Raw genomic sequence first — 13,571 nt, 5'->3', positions numbered from 1 at the left:
TGAGGGGGCCATCAACCCCGCATCCCGCCCACGGTTGTGAGTGTGGCGACCGTTGTGCGATCCTTTGCTTTTATTTCGTTACCCGCCGCATTTTCCCGTAAGGAGATTTGCTGCTATGCCCGCTCTGTTCAGTTCTCGTCCTGTGACCGAATCGGTCGACTCGTGAAGGTGGTTCGTTTCCACGAGTACGGGGCTCCCTCGGTTCTACGGATCGATGATGTTCCGATGCCGGTGCCCGGGCCTGGGGAGTTACTTGTCGAAGTCGCTGCGACCTGTTTCAATTCCATCGATGCGCTCTTCCGCTCCGGTGAGCTGCGCGACGTATTCAAGCTGCCGTTGCCTTACACACCGGGCATTGAAGTTTCGGGCACAGTGCTTCGAGGAGGTCGAGAGGCACAGGAATGGCCGCCTGGGACGGCCGTCATGGCGTATTTAGGGACGCGGGATTCCGGAGGTACCGCCCGGTATGTTCTCGTCAGCGAAGCAGATGCGGCCCCGGTGCCCGAAACGGTGCCGCTGGTGGATGCAGCCGCGATACCTACCGCGGGCCTTACAGCCTTCCAAACGATCTACGAGCACGCCCTCGTGGCCGCGGGTGATCACGTCATGGTTCTAGGTGCCGGAGGTGGCGTCGGCTCTTTTGCCGTGCAGCTGTGCAAGCACGCTGGGGCGACGGTGAGCGCTGTGACGAGCAGGAGGAGCGCGGACCGGGCACGTGAGGTGGGTGCGGACGCCGTGTTCGTGGCCGGTGAGAGCCTGGATTTGCCTGGACCTGTTGACGTGCTCCTGGTTTTCGCGGAGGTGTCGCAGGACCAGTTGGCTGCAGCGGCCGCCCTGGTGCGCCCGGGCGGCAGGATCGTCTCTGCGACGACTTCCGTGACGGGATCCCTTGAGCTTCGTGCAGGGGTGACGACGAAGAACATGGTCGCGTACAGCTCCGGGAACGACCTGTCGAGGATCGCGTCGATCATCGACTCCGGGGGCTTCGACCTCGGCATCTCGGCGCGGCTTCCCATGGGCGATCTTGCGCGGGTGCATGCCCGCCACCACGCAGGTGAGCTGCACGGCAGGGTTGTCCTCCTCGCCGACTGAGGCGCCCCTTGGACCGCACCCGGCTGCCCACAGCCTGTCTCAGGGGCCCACCGACCACCTGAAAGGTCCTGCGGGACGGGCTGCGGGCAGGCGGGTCGACAGTCAGACGCGGGTGGTTGCGTGTGCCGCGACCCACTCGGTGACCAGGTCGACCGTGAGTGCGTCGGTGGGTTTGCGCATGAGTTTCTTGTAGCTGGCGAAGCTTGCCGGATTCGGGTCTGAGCGCAACAGGTGGGTGAGGTCGGCCGGTCGCTGGAGTTCCACCGGACCGGCGACCTGCTCGCGGATGATCTCGAGGTCATCCGGGTTCACCTGGAGGTCTTTACCTCCGGTGATGGCCAGGACGGGAGCGGTGATGCGCGGCAGCACCGTGGCAGGGTTGAAGTCGAGCAGTTCGCGCTGCCACCTCGCGTTGATCATCCTTCCCTGCATCCGGACGGTGTCGGTGTCGCTGGCGCGAAGTTTCGCGACGGACTTCCTCTGCTGTTTTGTGATGTCGATTCGCAGCAGTTTGATGAGCGCGTCGGCGACGGGGGGAAGTGCCCGGGCGAGCTGCTTGGTCTGCCAGGCCATCGTTTCCTCCCCTGTGGTCCCTGGTGCTGCGAGCAGGACGACGCCCGCGAGCTGGTCATGATCGGCGGCAAGAAGTTCCGCGATCATCGCTCCTTCGCTGTGGCCGATAAGGAAGACCGGCACAGCCGAGGCGGGGGCCGACTCCTGCAGCCAGGTCAGTGCAGCGGCGGCGTCGGCCTGATTGTCCGAGAGCCCGGCGTGGAGGTAGGAGCCTGAGGACCGACCCACTCCCCTCTTGTCATAGCGCAGGGACGCGATCCCTTTGGCAGCAAGGGCGTGGGCGAGATCACGACTGACACCGAGAGGGATCCTGCGGTGGTCCGCATCGCGGTTGACCTCACCGGACCCCGGCAGCAGCAGCACCTGCGCCACGGGATGCTCACCGGCGTGCGTATACGTTCCCGAGAGCCGTACATCGTCGGCGTCGATCGTCACCTCGGTCTCGGTAAGGATCGCCTGCGAAGATGCGGAAATCAGCGCTTCGGCGAGATCTGACGCCGCCTCAATGCTGAGTGCCAGCGTAGAAAACTTCTCGTCGCGGAGCCTGACGACAATACCTGCTTCGTTCTTCGCCACTGCGGTCAGAGTCCGCCGCCCGACCGATCTCCACGTGCCGATCCGCGCACGGGCGGGCAGGGCGAACCCCGGGGCCCGAAGGCCGGTGACCGACGCGAAAGGATCGTCGGAGACGGTAACTGAGACGACCGAGGAGACTGGAACGGCGAAATCCTGTACCAGCCCTAGCACCTTCTCGGCGCTCCTGAACCGAACCTTCAACTGACCGTCACGAACCTGAACCTGTGCCACTAGACATACTCCTCTATGACGCCGTCCGGACCATCCGGATACCTTTAATAATATTGACAACGCAACCGTTGTCAAGAGTGATAACGGTTGCGTTCGTCAGGCTGCGGGCATGATGATGCTGGTGACCAGTCGGCGGCGGCGGTTCTCCGACGGTCCGTGCTCCGAGGCGCGTGCGAGAGCACTGCTAAAGGTGGACAAAAGGTCAGTCAGTTCTTGGTCTGATAGCCAGACGGCGGTCTGTCGGTAGCCAACTCCGTCCCGGACGAGGTCGACGTCGTCCGACTGGTCGGCGTAGCTGTCGAAGCTTCCCAGGAGGCCGGCGATGAAGGACGTGAAGGCCTGCTTATGCTGCCCGGGGGTCATTGCGGCGAGCTCTTCGGCGGACAGTTCGCTGGCTTCGAGCCGGAGGGCATAGGTTCGCTCGACCGCTCCACGGATGCGCTGCTCCCGGACCACATCCAGGATTCCGGCGCCGGACAATGTGGCGATGTGACGGTAGAGGGTCGGCGTGGTCACTTCCGGCAGGTGCTCGGCGAGTTGCGTCGTCGTGAGCTGCCGGCCGCCTAGGAAGCTCTGGATGATGCGCAGGCGCACCGGGTGAAGAACCATATCTGCCGTGCTTTGATTGCGAGTCATACCATCCATCATTCTCATATTCGCAACCAATCGCAACCTTGTGGTGACCGGCATGCGTGGGCAGTAAGGGGCTTCGTTCGTCGGGGTGGCCCGTCGCCCTATGGGCGGGCGGTCAGACGGCGACCGTCGCGGTCGTTGTCCTCGGGGACAGCGGTGCATCCTGTCCCCGCTGGAGGATGGCTATGGTTCCGGCCGTCGCAGCGGTCGCAACGACGAAGATCCAAAACAGCTGGCCGTCGCCCCACAGCACATTCGTGGCAGCCCACCATGTGTTCATGGCTGCATGGAACAGGGCAGCGATCAGGATGCTGCCGCGCGTCCGATCGAAGATCCAGGTCATTATTACGCTGATCGAGACGATTAGGATCACGAAGCCCACGAAAGGGTAAGTCTGCCGTGTGCCCGTCACGAAGAACATTGGGATGTGCCATGCGCCCCAGATCAGTCCGAGCACAGTGCTGGCGGCCAACGGCCCGAACCTGGCGCGCAACCGGGGAAGGGCGAACCCCCGCCAGCCGAGCTCCTCGGTCAGCAGATGCAGCAGGACCTGAGTGAGCAGCAACGGAATGATCGCGGACGGCGCCACCAATGCGCCCATCTCATGACTGCCGCCCCTCGTGAAGTGGATTGCAAGCGCCACCACGGCAGGAACACCTGGGATCAGCAGGGCCGCAATGTACCACTTCACGTGAACCCGCCACAGAATCATGCGGCGGAACAGGTTTCTGATTCCGCTCCGTCCGGCAGACAAGGCCGTAACCGTAAGCGCTGCCATGGTGACCGCGATGAACGACAGCGGATCGCCCGGCAGTCTCCAGCCAAGGAGGCCGTTCTGAAAGGCGAGGGTAGTCCCCCAGATACCCCAGGAAAGCGCGAAGGTGAGGGCGAGAAACGCTACTAGGGCGCGACGGTCGGAGCGGAGCATCGGTTACAACCACCTTATTACTTGCAACAATGATAGTGTTATTACGCATGAGAATGTACCATGCGCAAGGACGTCAAATCCACACCTTCGCCATATTTATGAATCACGAAAATAGCGCGCTTCGTGACAGCCGGGCCACGCTTCCCCGACCAGGGGCGAAGGATCGTCATGTGGCGCGCAGACGGCGAGGAAGTACGCGCCGGCGCTGGCCTTTCACCGACGAACGAGGCGTGCACGAGATGTGGATGAGCCATGCTTGAGAGTCGACAGCTGCCCTGCGTGCCAACCTTAGATTCCGCGCACGCGCGCACCGGATCTACCAAGTGCTACTGTCCATCAATGATCACCTCTCGCATCGCGCTGGACCGACCCGCGCTTCTAGTGATTGACGTCCAGCAGGGCTTTGAAGACTCTGCGTTCTGGGGCGAAAGAGACAATCCCGCATGCGAGGACAACATTGCAGCGCTGGTCTCCAATTGGCGCCGGCAAGACTGGCCGGTCGTCTTCGTGCAGCACGATTCACAGGACCCGAGATCGCCACTCTCACCCTCGCAGTCCGGTCACGCCTTCAAAGAGATCCTCACGGGCCATCCCGATCTACTCGTTCGTAAGAGCGTGAACTCCAGCTTCTACGGAACACCGAATCTGCACGACTGGTTACAAGGCCAGAACATCACCCAAGTCGTCATTTGCGGTATCACAACCAATCACTGCTGCGAAACAACAGCCCGCATGGCCGGCAATCTGGGTTACGACACCTTTTTCGCCATTGATGCCACGCACACCTTCGGCCGCGTGTCGCCGAGCGGTGACCTGGTTTCTGCCGAGACACTCTCAGCTATTACCGCAACCAATCTTCACCAAGAATTTGCTACGGTACTCACCACCTCGGACCTCATCGACCGCTGAAAATCCTTTCTCCAGCCGAGGGCGCATGACCGCGCCCTGTCACCGGAGGCCTGAAGCGCAAAGTTGACGGCGAGTTCAAACCCGAGAAGCGATGGGCCAATAGGTCGTACACCGCGTTTACGGATGCAGGCACCCGCGTTATTGCGCATCTTCCACAAAGGTCTTAACGGCATCGGCGGGTCTTCAGCAGAGTTGCCGACACCGCGAAGACGCCACAAGCGCAACGGCGCCTCGGACCACCCTGTTCTCCTCTTGCCCTCTCGCCGAAGTCAGTCTGGTTGCGCACGCGTTCCTTGATGAAAATCAGCTCCAAAGACCACGAAAAAAATAGATTGACACTCATCGATATACAGATCCATAATTACATCGAAGGTTATCGATGTGAAGTGTGAAGTTCCAATCCGACTGTCAGCTCACGCCACTCGTTCCTCCCCTCGGAATCCAAACGTTAGAACGCCTCAACACGGCGTTATTTCTACCCTCAAATCGCCCCGAAAGAAGATCATGCTGAACTTGCCACCGGAATACTTCCTCCGCGACTATCACGAAGACCTTCGCCGTCGACAAGCTATGGAGAGCCGAAACCGTCGAGCAGCCTCTATCAGGACCGCGCCGCGTGGATTTACCCCCTCCCTACTGCTCGAAGGGATTCAAGCACAACTTAGGAAGGTGTTCTCAGACACCGCAACAACGCACAGCGGAACGGTGTGCTGTAGCCCAGGTATGTAAAGGGCACACACCTTTCAACCGTGTCGCCTGTACCTGCGGTGATCGTGCCGCCGGACCTCCACGGAGACTGGCTGAACCCGGCAACAGATGACGAGAACGAGGTGCGGCAGCTGCTGGAAGCCATCCCGGAACCGCACCTGCCCCTTCGCGTCGTGGACAAAGCGGTCGGCAACGTCCGCGCCCACGTCGATCGGATGCCAGAGTTTCCAGGTGTGTACCCACTGAACTAGCGCGGAACCACATGCATCCGCTTGAAGTGGACGAAGGGGGGGGCGAGGGCAGATGGCGGCCCTGTAAGGACTTGCGCATTCCGCAGCAATCTTTTTGAACTTGGTCCGTCCACGCGTCCCACACCTGGATGATGAAGGACTGGTACCTCGGATCGGTCAAACGCAACCCTGGGAGTCGGACGGGTCCTGCAGCTGCGCGTGGCAGTCGATTCAGACAGCGGCGACGATGTCATGTTCGCCTACGAAACCCCCAGCCGGCTTACCATCCGCGACTAGCCACACCACTACGGGCGTCCGACCGCACTCAACACAGCGCCACCCGCTACTAGGGCCATCAGCAGAAGGGTGATTCCCACTCGAAGTTGGTGGCCGAGTTGGAGCACCGCGGTTTGCGCAGTGTCTATCACGATCTTGAGGGCGTAGAACAGGGCGGCGAGCCGCATCCGACGTTCTACCGGGACCGAAATGACCAGCAGTCCCACCACGTCGACTATGCGTTCCTCAGCGCTGGCACGGCGGCGCGCATCACTATCGGTGATCGCGAGGACTGGCTCGAGCACAGCAGCCACATGCCGCTGATCCTCGACATCGAGCACGGCGCCAGGGTCATACCAGTAGGCTGAGGGCTCAGTCCTTGCCCGTCACAGTGATGCCGCCGTCGGCGCGCAGCCGGGAAAACTCTTCCTGCTCACGAATGAATCCCGTCCTGAGTTTGTCGAAGGCTGCTTTAGCGGCAGCATTCTGTGCTGATCCGGATGAGCGGAAGTGTCTCGGCTCCACGCCGGGCTCATAAGATGCAAACTCAATTTCGTACCCTTGGCCGAGCTCGTCAGCCAACAGTTGTGCGAGGCGGTTGCCCTCAACCGTGAATCGGCGTGCCAGATCGGCTAACCTCCACTCGAATTCGGGTGTCAGTGCTTCGTAGTAGGACAGCTCCCACGCCTGAAGGGCAGCGACCAGCCCAGGTCCCAACCCAGAGTCCTCATAGCCCACCGGCCCGTCGAACCACAAGGCAGTGTCCGCAATGTCCGGGAAGAGGCGAATGATCGGCGGTGTGGCTTGTTCCGGCATAGCCGAAGCTTATGCCAGCGCCGCGTCCGCCTAACGGATGGCATCGTGCTGTGCTGCAGATCAAAGCACCCGCACCGACGGTTTGCTACGGGTTGGCCTGCTCGAGGTCGGCGAGCAGATTAAGCCGGTCGACGAGCAATCCCCCTGCAACACTCATGCCCGTGAACGCGTAGATGATGACTACCGCAGCGAAAATCACCATCGCTATGACGGACCGGGCCGGGTAGCGCCGCTTGATGGTGAGGATGACGGCTGTGACGGCGCTGAGGATGGCAATCGTCTGCCCTGCCACGGTGGCGGCCGCCATGCGCAGCGCGCTGTCGACCGTCAGCGGACCGTAGCTGTTCAGTGCCAGCCCCAGCAGAACCGGTACCGCGATGACGCCCAGGAAGAGGATCGTGGAGCGGCGGATGCGGCGGGGCTGCTCAACGGCTGCTTCGACGTGCGCCTTGTTCACGCGCTCACTTTCGCTTCTGGCCGTAGTTGTCGCCCATGTGGTTCGCCGGCCTGTCCATCCAGGCCGGCCGATCCCCGAACATCGACGGACGTGCACTTGCTGCCTCAGGCTCTTGCCGGGAGTCCCAGGTCTGCACCGTATTCATGTACGAGCGCTTCAGGAGGAGGCCGCGGATGACCAGCACGGCGCTGGCCAGTACAGTCACCCCACCAGCGGCCAGGAAAAACCATGTTGATCCGTGGACGCCGGTGTCCCTCACGGTTGCCGTCGAATACTCTGAGATCCCGGGTGCCAGCAGGAGAAACCCTGCAATGAAAAGCGCGCCACCCAAGACGAACAACTTGCTGTACTTCTGCATAGCTCCCCCAACGCCGTCGTTGATCCAGCCTACTAATCAGCGCCGGCACAAGGCTTGGTTCTTCAAAGTGTTCGATTCTTCACTGTGTTCGATTCTTCACGGTGTTCCGAATGCGCGCCTGCTCAGAACCGCGCGCTGGATTCTTGCAGCACGCAGGTCACTCAGTCCTGGGGGCTGAGCCCGCTGCTGACCGTATCCGAAGCAGCTGGCGGAAGGCTGCGGTCCGCGATGTTGTGGCGGAGTTCGAAGAGCATCCGGTCCATGTCGTCGAGGTCCCGTACTGCCGCGCTGAGCAGTAATTGGGTGATGCTGGCGTTCTTCTTCTGGCACGCGGAAAGGGCTTCGAACACGGTCTGCACCAGGAGGGACCGGGTGTTTTCCAGCGACACCAACCTCAAGGTTTCTTTGTCCCGGGTAGGTCCGGGAGGCACCGACTCACTGAGGGGGCGCAGGCCCATTGTGGACGGAAAGTTCGCTGAGTCGAGTGGTCTGAGCATGGCAGGGGCCTCCGGTTGAGCTCGCCGTGCGGTCAGACGGTGATCAGTAATTCTCGTGCAGGCGGGGGTGACTCGAGGCCCTCGCGGTCCGCATCAATGCGTCCGCGAAGCTTCCCCGGCGCCCTGGTGCTCAATGCCGTGCTCTCAGCAGCGGCCCTTCTACGATGCCCGCAGCCGGAATGATTCGTCAAGGCCATCATCCGGTGCGTTTGCACACCGGGTACCCGGTTACCGGATGTGCGCTCATGCCTGATCGTCCACGATGAGATCGACGCCAACAGAGGCCAGAAGTCCGAAAGCGGTTCCCCACAGGATGATCGAAATGAGTTGCCAGAAGATCACCTTGTTCTTGGGCGCCCCAAACGAGACGAGGGCGGCTGAGGTGATCTGGCTGGGCAGGATCGTCTGACCGAGCAGGCTCACGCCGGCGATGCCGTACTTGTCGAAGGCTTCCCGCAGCCGGCGCCGTTTCGGAGACGCTTCGGCAGCTGGTCTGCCGAACCGGGATCGCACCGTGTGCGCTCCGAGCACCATGGCAAGCATCGTGGCGATGTTGCCGATGACGGCGGCCGCAATGGCAGTTGCGGTATTCATCCCTGCCATCACGCCGATGACAGCACCGAAATAGGACTCGATGAAGGGAATCGCTCCGGCCACTATCACCCCGAGCCATTGCAGGTAGGAAGGCATGGACTCGGTGAAGTTCTGGAGTGCCTCGAGCACGGGTCTACCTCCTGGTCTGTAGGGAATGTGGCCGGCAACGGCCGGCGAAATGGAAAGTGGGCTTGTCGACAAGCGTGCTTGACATCAAGTCGCAGTGTCAAGCAGGCTTGTCATCGTGAAAAGCCAGATACGTGAGCTGCGGCAGGCCAGCGGACAATCGCAGGAAGCATTAGCTGCGCAGCTGGGAGTGTCCCGACAGACGATCAACTCGATCGAAACGGGGCGGTACGAGCCGTCCTTGCGTCTCGCGGTGCACCTGGCGCAACACTTCGACAAACCAGTGGAGGAAATATTTGATGTCGACGCAGAATAGAAGCCGAACCACAGCCTCGATCGCGAACGCTGTGCTCGTCGGGATCCTAGTGCTCGGGGCAGCCGTCATAGCGTTCACCGGGCACTGGGTGGAAGCAGGACTACTTGGCGTACTGGCCCTCGTGGTGCTCGCAGCGGCGGCATACGCACGGCATCTCCAGCCCGAAGATGTCGCCAGGGTCAATGCGATGAAGTATCAGGACGAACGGGACCGGCATCTTGGGCAGGTCGGATTCGCCGCGGTCGGCGTGGCCGCCCTCGCCCTGTCCGCCGTTGAGTTCCTGGCTGTAACGCTCGTCGTGGATGGCCTGCAGTGGTCGCGGACCGCGCAACTCATCGCTGCCGGCCAACTCGTCCTGCTGTGCCTCGTCTGGGCTGTGGCGAACTCTATCGCGGCGCGACGCCAGTGAACCCGACCGCCTCAGTCAGGATGCTTTAGCGCGTTCCTCGTCCTGTTCTTTCCACACGGTGACCACCTTGTGTCCAGGGTTCAGGTAGGTGTGGTTCTCGGCGATGACCTTCTCGGTCTTCGGTGTGGAGACTGTCCATGTGCCAGGACAGGTCTTGCATTTGATTGTTCCCATATCCGCCCCAAAGTAATCCTGCTGTCGCAGTCGATAACAGCATCTGGCACTGACAAAGGAGCCGTCAACCGCCTTCGTCCAAACGTGAGACTCCTTTGAGGGAACCTTGAACTACCGACACCGTAGGGCAGAATCGATGCCATGTGCGGACGCTTCGTAGTGGCAGGGAACAAGGCCGACCTGGTCAACTCCTTCGAGATTCAGGAGGCACCGGCCGAGCCACGCCGCTCCTGGAACGTGGCTCCGATGACGGACATCCCGATCATCACCGAGAAAGCCGGTTCTGGAGAAGACACAGCCGACGGCGTGACGCGGCGGCTCGAGACGGCCCGGTGGGGTCTGGTGCCGTCCTGGTCGAAGGACCCGAAGGCCGGTGCACGGTTGATCAACGCACGCTCGGAGACAGTCCTGGAGAAGCCGTCGTTCCGGAAGGCCGCGGTGAAGCGCCGCGCACTTGTTCCTGCTGACGGGTTCTACGAGTGGTTGAAGGATCCTGACGGGTCCAAGACGCCGATCTACCTGCATCCGGAGGACGAGAACGAGCTGCTGGGTTTCGCGGCCCTGTACGAGTTCTGGCCGGACCCCGACCTTCCTGAGGATGATCCGGACAAGTGGCTGGTGACGGCGACCATCCTTACACGCACTGCCACTGATGCGCTGGGACACATCCACGATCGAACGCCCGTCATAGTGCCACCTGATCTGCGCGGAGACTGGCTGAACCCAGCCCTGGACGACAAAGACGAGGTGCGCCAACTGCTCGAAGCCATCCCGGAACCGCACCTGCTCCCCCGCGTCGTCGACAAAGCGGTCGGCAACGTCCGCAACGACGGGCCACATCTGATCGAACCGGTCGGTAAGGAGTAGTCGTGATGAAGCAAAGCATGGTCGCAGTCGCATCCGATTCCCCCGCTATCGGAGCGGTGATCGGTTTCGTGATACTCATCCTCCTCGTTGCCGGAGTCGTCACCCGGCTCATTGTGGTCCTAGCCCGCCGGGGTAGGAGCGGAGCCAAGAGGGACGTTGCTGGACCAATCGTCGGCTCTGGTGGCGTGCAGTCCGGACTGTACGGTTACAAGCCGACCGAGCATCAGGATATGAAACCGGAAGAGCCCCGAAAGAAGTGAGCGGGGCGGGGCGGTCCTGGGGGTGGGCGGCCCCGCCCGGCAAAGGAGCTCTCGCCCTCGTACGGCGGCTACTCCTGGCGCAAGCGTGAACGACGGGGCTTGTTGATTCCTTGGAGTGTGAGGCGGCGGGGCCTCGGCCGGGGAAACCGGGCCCCGCCTTGTGAGGAGGATCTCGCCAGCGTCCCGGCATCTCCTCGAACCATTGTGGCTGCGAGACGACCAACATGCCAGCGGCACCGGGCACTGTTTCCCGCTGCGCCACACACGTGAAGCTCATGACCGTTCCTACTGTCAAATATGAGCGCCGCATACCGGCCAAACTGATCGTCCGACTCGACAACGGCGAGGAGTTCGATGCGACCGCCGAAGACCGCACTAAGTTTGGTGCGCGCTGAATTTTTGAAAGGATTCCCAAATGGGCAATGATCTAGACCTAAATCTTGGACACAAGGACCTTATCCTCCACAACAGGTATGAGACCCTCTCAATCCTCAACGACGTAATGATCGCCCTCTGGTTCATCGTAGGCAGCATCCTCTTCTTCAACGAGAGCACCACCACTACGGGAACCTGGCTGTTCCTGGCAGGGTCAGTGGAATTACTGATCCGGCCCGTCATCCGGCTCACCCGGAATATCCACATCAAATCGGTATCAAATTCGAACGCGACGGATGACTTCTAACCAGTCAGCCCATGATGCCGGGGCCCGCCAGCGCCCTACGACGCCCGTAGCCGGGTGATGATCTCGTAGTCCGCACCGTGCGCGGCCCGGTCCTCATCGGACGGGTGGTGTCCAAGTGCCCGGAAGTATGCGGCCACCGTGTACACGGCCAGGGTGGTCTTGCCGCTCACCACTTTGCGGGCGATCTGTGCGTCATGGCCGACGGCTTCACCGAGCTGCTCGTAGTCGAGCCCTGAGTCCTCGAAGTCGGCTGCAAGCTTGGCTCGTGCTGTGCCGTCCAGGAGTGACCGGTTCGCCGCGTGGTAGTGGACGTCCCGGTCCGACCACATGTCCTTGATAGGCGCTGCATCCTCGAGACCGGTCAAGGCCGGCCCGTCGTAGCCGTATTCGGAGAGGTCGTTCCCGTCGGTGAAGATCAAGCGCGCCGGCACGTCGGCGGTGATGATCGGCCAGTCGTCTTACTGGTCTTCCTGGATGGCGTGCTCGCGCGCATAGGCCTCGGACAGGGTGACCCAGTCGGCCGGGTTGATGGCCCCGATACCTGGAGGCAGAGCCCGTTAGATGCGCACCGTGGCGTCCGGGTTTCCGCGGGCTGCCTGCAGCTGCCGGAGGGTCTCCTCATCGGCTTCACCGTGATACTCGGGATGCTCGTAGACGTCGTCGCCGAAGGCATCAGCGAGCTTATCCAGGGAGCTGCTGTAGCCGTCATTGCTGGGCGCCTGATGGAACACCCGATAATCGCTCACAGGCTCCATGCTAGCCCCGGAAAGCGCCACAGGAGCCTCCGCGTGCGAGGTGCTGGCGAACTGTCCGCCAGCAGTTATTCCGGGCGGCTGGCGGGGCTGGAAACTGGTCATGTCTGGTTGTGTGCGGCTGTCAGCTTACGTGTCGCCTTAGAAAGACTTTTCGATGCGGGACACACCATCACGCCCGGTCTTCCTATTGGTCGTCGGTACCGAGGAACCAGTCGATACGGCTCACTTCGGCGTCCGAGAGGCCGACGAATCCATCGGGCTCCACCAGAAGTAAATCGGATATGCGCGTGTGGCGCTCCAGCAGTGAGGCACGAGCGTCGGCGGCCCTGAAGAAGAAGGCGTCGTCGTCGATCCAGACGATGCGGATCTCTTCGGAGCCCGACTCGAGGAAGCGCTCCACCGCTGGCTTCTTCCACGAGCGTTGACTTCTCCCCCAGTCATACACCTCGTAGGGGTGCGGGTCGTAGAAAATCGGCAGCTGGGGCAGGCCGATCTGGTCCAGCCACTGCGCGCGCCAGCCCCAGGAAGATAGCCACTGCACATCCGCGCCGGACACCGCCCACCGATTCACGGCCTCAATGACCGAGGGCCGGGTCGCTATCTCGCGTGGCGACCACGGTGGGATTGCAACCCGTTGAGCAACCTCATCCGGGGCTGGCACGACCTTTCGGTGGCGCATCGGTGTCAGCACGCCATCGATGTCGATCAGAACCAGCGTTCGCTGCATCTATCCAACCTTTCTTACTGACTCAATCCTCGGCAAGCAGCACCCGTACCGTGTGCAGGACGAGCTCACGTTGGCGGGCGTTCAGCCTGCTCGCTGACTCCGGCAGGACGAACGGCTCCAACTCCCCCGCCGGCAGCTCCGCGGCTTCACGCAGCTTGGTCATCGGTATGTCCAAGGCCAGCGAGAACGCCTGGAGGATCTTTTCGCTGGGCTCCTCCGGCACCGCCCGCAGGTACTTCGAGATCGACGTGTTGGACACCTCCACACCCTTCGAGGCGGCGATGGCGGTAATCCGGCGGGCGGAGAGCTGCTCAGTATTCGAGTCGTTCAGCAGGTCGGACAGGACGCTCATGGTTTGAGCCTAATCGGTCTCCCTC

22 protein-coding genes are annotated in these 13,571 nt (G+C 61.8%); 9 read left to right on the top strand and 13 right to left on the bottom strand.

Going from position 1 to position 13,571, the window contains the following annotated elements:
* Positions 1 to 162: 162 nt before the first annotated feature.
* Positions 163 to 1,092 (top strand): NADP-dependent oxidoreductase, encoded by a 930-nt coding sequence (locus AC1MBU_RS04755; protein ID WP_479788953.1) that lies wholly within the window; start codon positions 163 to 165, stop codon positions 1,090 to 1,092.
* A gap of 102 nt (positions 1,093 to 1,194) precedes the next feature.
* On the opposite strand, the gene AC1MBU_RS04750 is transcribed toward AC1MBU_RS04755, so the two are convergent.
* The 3 genes from AC1MBU_RS04750 to AC1MBU_RS04740 form a co-directional block, all read right to left on the bottom strand.
* Complete coding sequence (locus AC1MBU_RS04750) at positions 1,195 to 2,472, bottom strand: alpha/beta hydrolase (RefSeq protein ID WP_479788951.1); 1,278 nt, start codon at positions 2,470 to 2,472, stop codon at positions 1,195 to 1,197.
* Positions 2,473 to 2,568: 96 nt separating this feature from the next.
* On the bottom strand, positions 2,569 to 3,108 hold the full coding sequence (locus AC1MBU_RS04745) for a helix-turn-helix domain-containing protein (RefSeq protein WP_479788949.1): 540 nt from the start codon (positions 3,106 to 3,108) through the stop codon (positions 2,569 to 2,571).
* A 112-nt stretch (positions 3,109 to 3,220) separates the two neighbouring features.
* Entirely contained in the window at positions 3,221 to 4,033 is an 813-nt protein-coding gene (locus AC1MBU_RS04740; protein ID WP_479788947.1) for a CPBP family intramembrane glutamic endopeptidase, read from the bottom strand.
* 339 nt (positions 4,034 to 4,372) lie between these two features.
* On the opposite strand from AC1MBU_RS04740, the gene AC1MBU_RS04735 reads away from it, so the two are divergent.
* The 3 genes from AC1MBU_RS04735 to AC1MBU_RS04725 all read left to right on the top strand — a co-directional run bounded on the left by AC1MBU_RS04735 (position 4,373) and on the right by AC1MBU_RS04725 (position 6,524).
* Positions 4,373 to 4,942, top strand: a complete 570-nt coding sequence (locus AC1MBU_RS04735; RefSeq protein WP_479788946.1) for a cysteine hydrolase family protein — start codon at positions 4,373 to 4,375, stop codon at positions 4,940 to 4,942.
* A gap of 749 nt (positions 4,943 to 5,691) precedes the next feature.
* A complete protein-coding gene (locus AC1MBU_RS04730; protein ID WP_479788944.1) occupies positions 5,692 to 5,901 on the top strand; it encodes a hypothetical protein in 210 nt (69 codons plus the stop codon).
* A 365-nt stretch (positions 5,902 to 6,266) separates the two neighbouring features.
* The gene (locus AC1MBU_RS04725; RefSeq protein WP_479788942.1) at positions 6,267 to 6,524 is read left to right on the top strand and encodes a hypothetical protein; all 258 of its coding nucleotides are present in this window, start codon (positions 6,267 to 6,269) and stop codon (positions 6,522 to 6,524) included.
* Between the two features lie 4 nt (positions 6,525 to 6,528).
* On the opposite strand, the gene AC1MBU_RS04720 is transcribed toward AC1MBU_RS04725, so the two are convergent.
* From AC1MBU_RS04720 to AC1MBU_RS04700, 5 genes are all read right to left on the bottom strand, one after another.
* The gene (locus AC1MBU_RS04720; RefSeq protein ID WP_479788940.1) at positions 6,529 to 6,972 is read right to left on the bottom strand and encodes a hypothetical protein; all 444 of its coding nucleotides are present in this window, start codon (positions 6,970 to 6,972) and stop codon (positions 6,529 to 6,531) included.
* A gap of 85 nt (positions 6,973 to 7,057) precedes the next feature.
* Positions 7,058 to 7,429: a hypothetical protein gene (locus AC1MBU_RS04715; protein ID WP_479788938.1), complete on the bottom strand. Its 372-nt coding sequence runs from the start codon at positions 7,427 to 7,429 to the stop codon at positions 7,058 to 7,060.
* A gap of 4 nt (positions 7,430 to 7,433) precedes the next feature.
* Entirely contained in the window at positions 7,434 to 7,787 is a 354-nt protein-coding gene (locus AC1MBU_RS04710; protein ID WP_056546956.1) for a hypothetical protein, read from the bottom strand.
* A gap of 161 nt (positions 7,788 to 7,948) precedes the next feature.
* Positions 7,949 to 8,284 (bottom strand): hypothetical protein, encoded by a 336-nt coding sequence (locus tag AC1MBU_RS04705; protein WP_479788936.1) that lies wholly within the window; start codon positions 8,282 to 8,284, stop codon positions 7,949 to 7,951.
* 243 nt (positions 8,285 to 8,527) lie between these two features.
* Entirely contained in the window at positions 8,528 to 9,007 is a 480-nt protein-coding gene (locus AC1MBU_RS04700) for a hypothetical protein (protein ID WP_479788934.1), read from the bottom strand.
* Between the two features lie 115 nt (positions 9,008 to 9,122).
* On the opposite strand from AC1MBU_RS04700, the gene AC1MBU_RS04695 reads away from it, so the two are divergent.
* Both AC1MBU_RS04695 and AC1MBU_RS04690 read left to right on the top strand, forming a co-directional pair.
* Positions 9,123 to 9,320 (top strand): helix-turn-helix transcriptional regulator, encoded by a 198-nt coding sequence (locus AC1MBU_RS04695; protein ID WP_479788932.1) that lies wholly within the window; start codon positions 9,123 to 9,125, stop codon positions 9,318 to 9,320.
* Positions 9,304 to 9,729, top strand: a complete 426-nt coding sequence (locus AC1MBU_RS04690) for a hypothetical protein (protein WP_479788930.1) — start codon at positions 9,304 to 9,306, stop codon at positions 9,727 to 9,729. Before AC1MBU_RS04695 ends, AC1MBU_RS04690 begins: the two co-directional genes overlap by 17 nt.
* Positions 9,730 to 9,744: 15 nt before the next feature.
* On the opposite strand, the gene AC1MBU_RS04685 is transcribed toward AC1MBU_RS04690, so the two are convergent.
* Positions 9,745 to 9,903, bottom strand: a complete 159-nt coding sequence (locus AC1MBU_RS04685; protein WP_479788928.1) for a hypothetical protein — start codon at positions 9,901 to 9,903, stop codon at positions 9,745 to 9,747.
* Positions 9,904 to 10,044: 141 nt separating this feature from the next.
* On the opposite strand from AC1MBU_RS04685, the gene AC1MBU_RS04680 reads away from it, so the two are divergent.
* The 3 genes from AC1MBU_RS04680 to AC1MBU_RS04670 all read left to right on the top strand — a co-directional run bounded on the left by AC1MBU_RS04680 (position 10,045) and on the right by AC1MBU_RS04670 (position 11,712).
* Complete coding sequence (locus AC1MBU_RS04680; protein WP_479788926.1) at positions 10,045 to 10,770, top strand: SOS response-associated peptidase; 726 nt, start codon at positions 10,045 to 10,047, stop codon at positions 10,768 to 10,770.
* Positions 10,771 to 10,772: 2 nt separating this feature from the next.
* Positions 10,773 to 11,030, top strand: a complete 258-nt coding sequence (locus AC1MBU_RS04675) for a hypothetical protein (RefSeq protein ID WP_479788924.1) — start codon at positions 10,773 to 10,775, stop codon at positions 11,028 to 11,030.
* Between the two features lie 415 nt (positions 11,031 to 11,445).
* On the top strand, positions 11,446 to 11,712 hold the full coding sequence (locus AC1MBU_RS04670; RefSeq protein WP_479788922.1) for a YrhK family protein: 267 nt from the start codon (positions 11,446 to 11,448) through the stop codon (positions 11,710 to 11,712).
* Positions 11,713 to 11,747: 35 nt separating this feature from the next.
* On the opposite strand, the gene AC1MBU_RS04665 is transcribed toward AC1MBU_RS04670, so the two are convergent.
* The 4 genes from AC1MBU_RS04665 to AC1MBU_RS04650 form a co-directional block, all read right to left on the bottom strand.
* Positions 11,748 to 12,143 carry a hypothetical protein gene (locus tag AC1MBU_RS04665; RefSeq protein ID WP_479788920.1) on the bottom strand — a complete coding sequence of 132 codons (396 nt, stop codon included), beginning with the start codon at positions 12,141 to 12,143 and terminating at the stop codon, positions 11,748 to 11,750.
* 126 nt (positions 12,144 to 12,269) lie between these two features.
* Positions 12,270 to 12,458, bottom strand: a complete 189-nt coding sequence (locus AC1MBU_RS04660; protein WP_479788918.1) for a hypothetical protein — start codon at positions 12,456 to 12,458, stop codon at positions 12,270 to 12,272.
* A 193-nt stretch (positions 12,459 to 12,651) separates the two neighbouring features.
* Positions 12,652 to 13,194, bottom strand: coding sequence for an HAD domain-containing protein (locus AC1MBU_RS04655; RefSeq protein ID WP_479788916.1), 543 nt, complete (start codon positions 13,192 to 13,194; stop codon positions 12,652 to 12,654).
* A 22-nt stretch (positions 13,195 to 13,216) separates the two neighbouring features.
* Positions 13,217 to 13,546: a hypothetical protein gene (locus AC1MBU_RS04650; protein WP_479788914.1), complete on the bottom strand. Its 330-nt coding sequence runs from the start codon at positions 13,544 to 13,546 to the stop codon at positions 13,217 to 13,219.
* Between the last annotated feature and the right edge of the window lie 25 nt (positions 13,547 to 13,571).

It is taken from the genome of Arthrobacter sp. PTI12, assembly GCF_056679915.1.
This window is presented reverse-complemented; position numbering and strand designations above follow the sequence as displayed.

Bases quoted from the DNA above. Each gene is read 5' to 3' on its own strand.
- AC1MBU_RS04710 (WP_056546956.1), bottom strand. From the start codon at position 7,787: ATGCAGAAGTACAGCAAGTTGTTCGTCTTGGGTGGCGCGCTTTTCATT.
- AC1MBU_RS04670 (WP_479788922.1), top strand. From the start codon at position 11,446: ATGGGCAATGATCTAGACCTAAATCTTGGACACAAGGACCTTATCCTC.
- AC1MBU_RS04655 (WP_479788916.1), bottom strand. From the start codon at position 13,194: ATGCAGCGAACGCTGGTTCTGATCGACATCGATGGCGTGCTGACACCG.
- AC1MBU_RS04745 (WP_479788949.1), bottom strand. From the start codon at position 3,108: ATGACTCGCAATCAAAGCACGGCAGATATGGTTCTTCACCCGGTGCGC.
- AC1MBU_RS04685 (WP_479788928.1), bottom strand. From the start codon at position 9,903: ATGGGAACAATCAAATGCAAGACCTGTCCTGGCACATGGACAGTCTCC.
- AC1MBU_RS04740 (WP_479788947.1), bottom strand. From the start codon at position 4,033: ATGCTCCGCTCCGACCGTCGCGCCCTAGTAGCGTTTCTCGCCCTCACC.
- AC1MBU_RS04680 (WP_479788926.1), top strand. From the start codon at position 10,045: ATGTGCGGACGCTTCGTAGTGGCAGGGAACAAGGCCGACCTGGTCAAC.
- AC1MBU_RS04720 (WP_479788940.1), bottom strand. From the start codon at position 6,972: ATGCCGGAACAAGCCACACCGCCGATCATTCGCCTCTTCCCGGACATT.
- AC1MBU_RS04735 (WP_479788946.1), top strand. From the start codon at position 4,373: ATGATCACCTCTCGCATCGCGCTGGACCGACCCGCGCTTCTAGTGATT.
- AC1MBU_RS04705 (WP_479788936.1), bottom strand. From the start codon at position 8,284: ATGCTCAGACCACTCGACTCAGCGAACTTTCCGTCCACAATGGGCCTG.
- AC1MBU_RS04690 (WP_479788930.1), top strand. From the start codon at position 9,304: ATGTCGACGCAGAATAGAAGCCGAACCACAGCCTCGATCGCGAACGCT.
- AC1MBU_RS04650 (WP_479788914.1), bottom strand. From the start codon at position 13,546: ATGAGCGTCCTGTCCGACCTGCTGAACGACTCGAATACTGAGCAGCTC.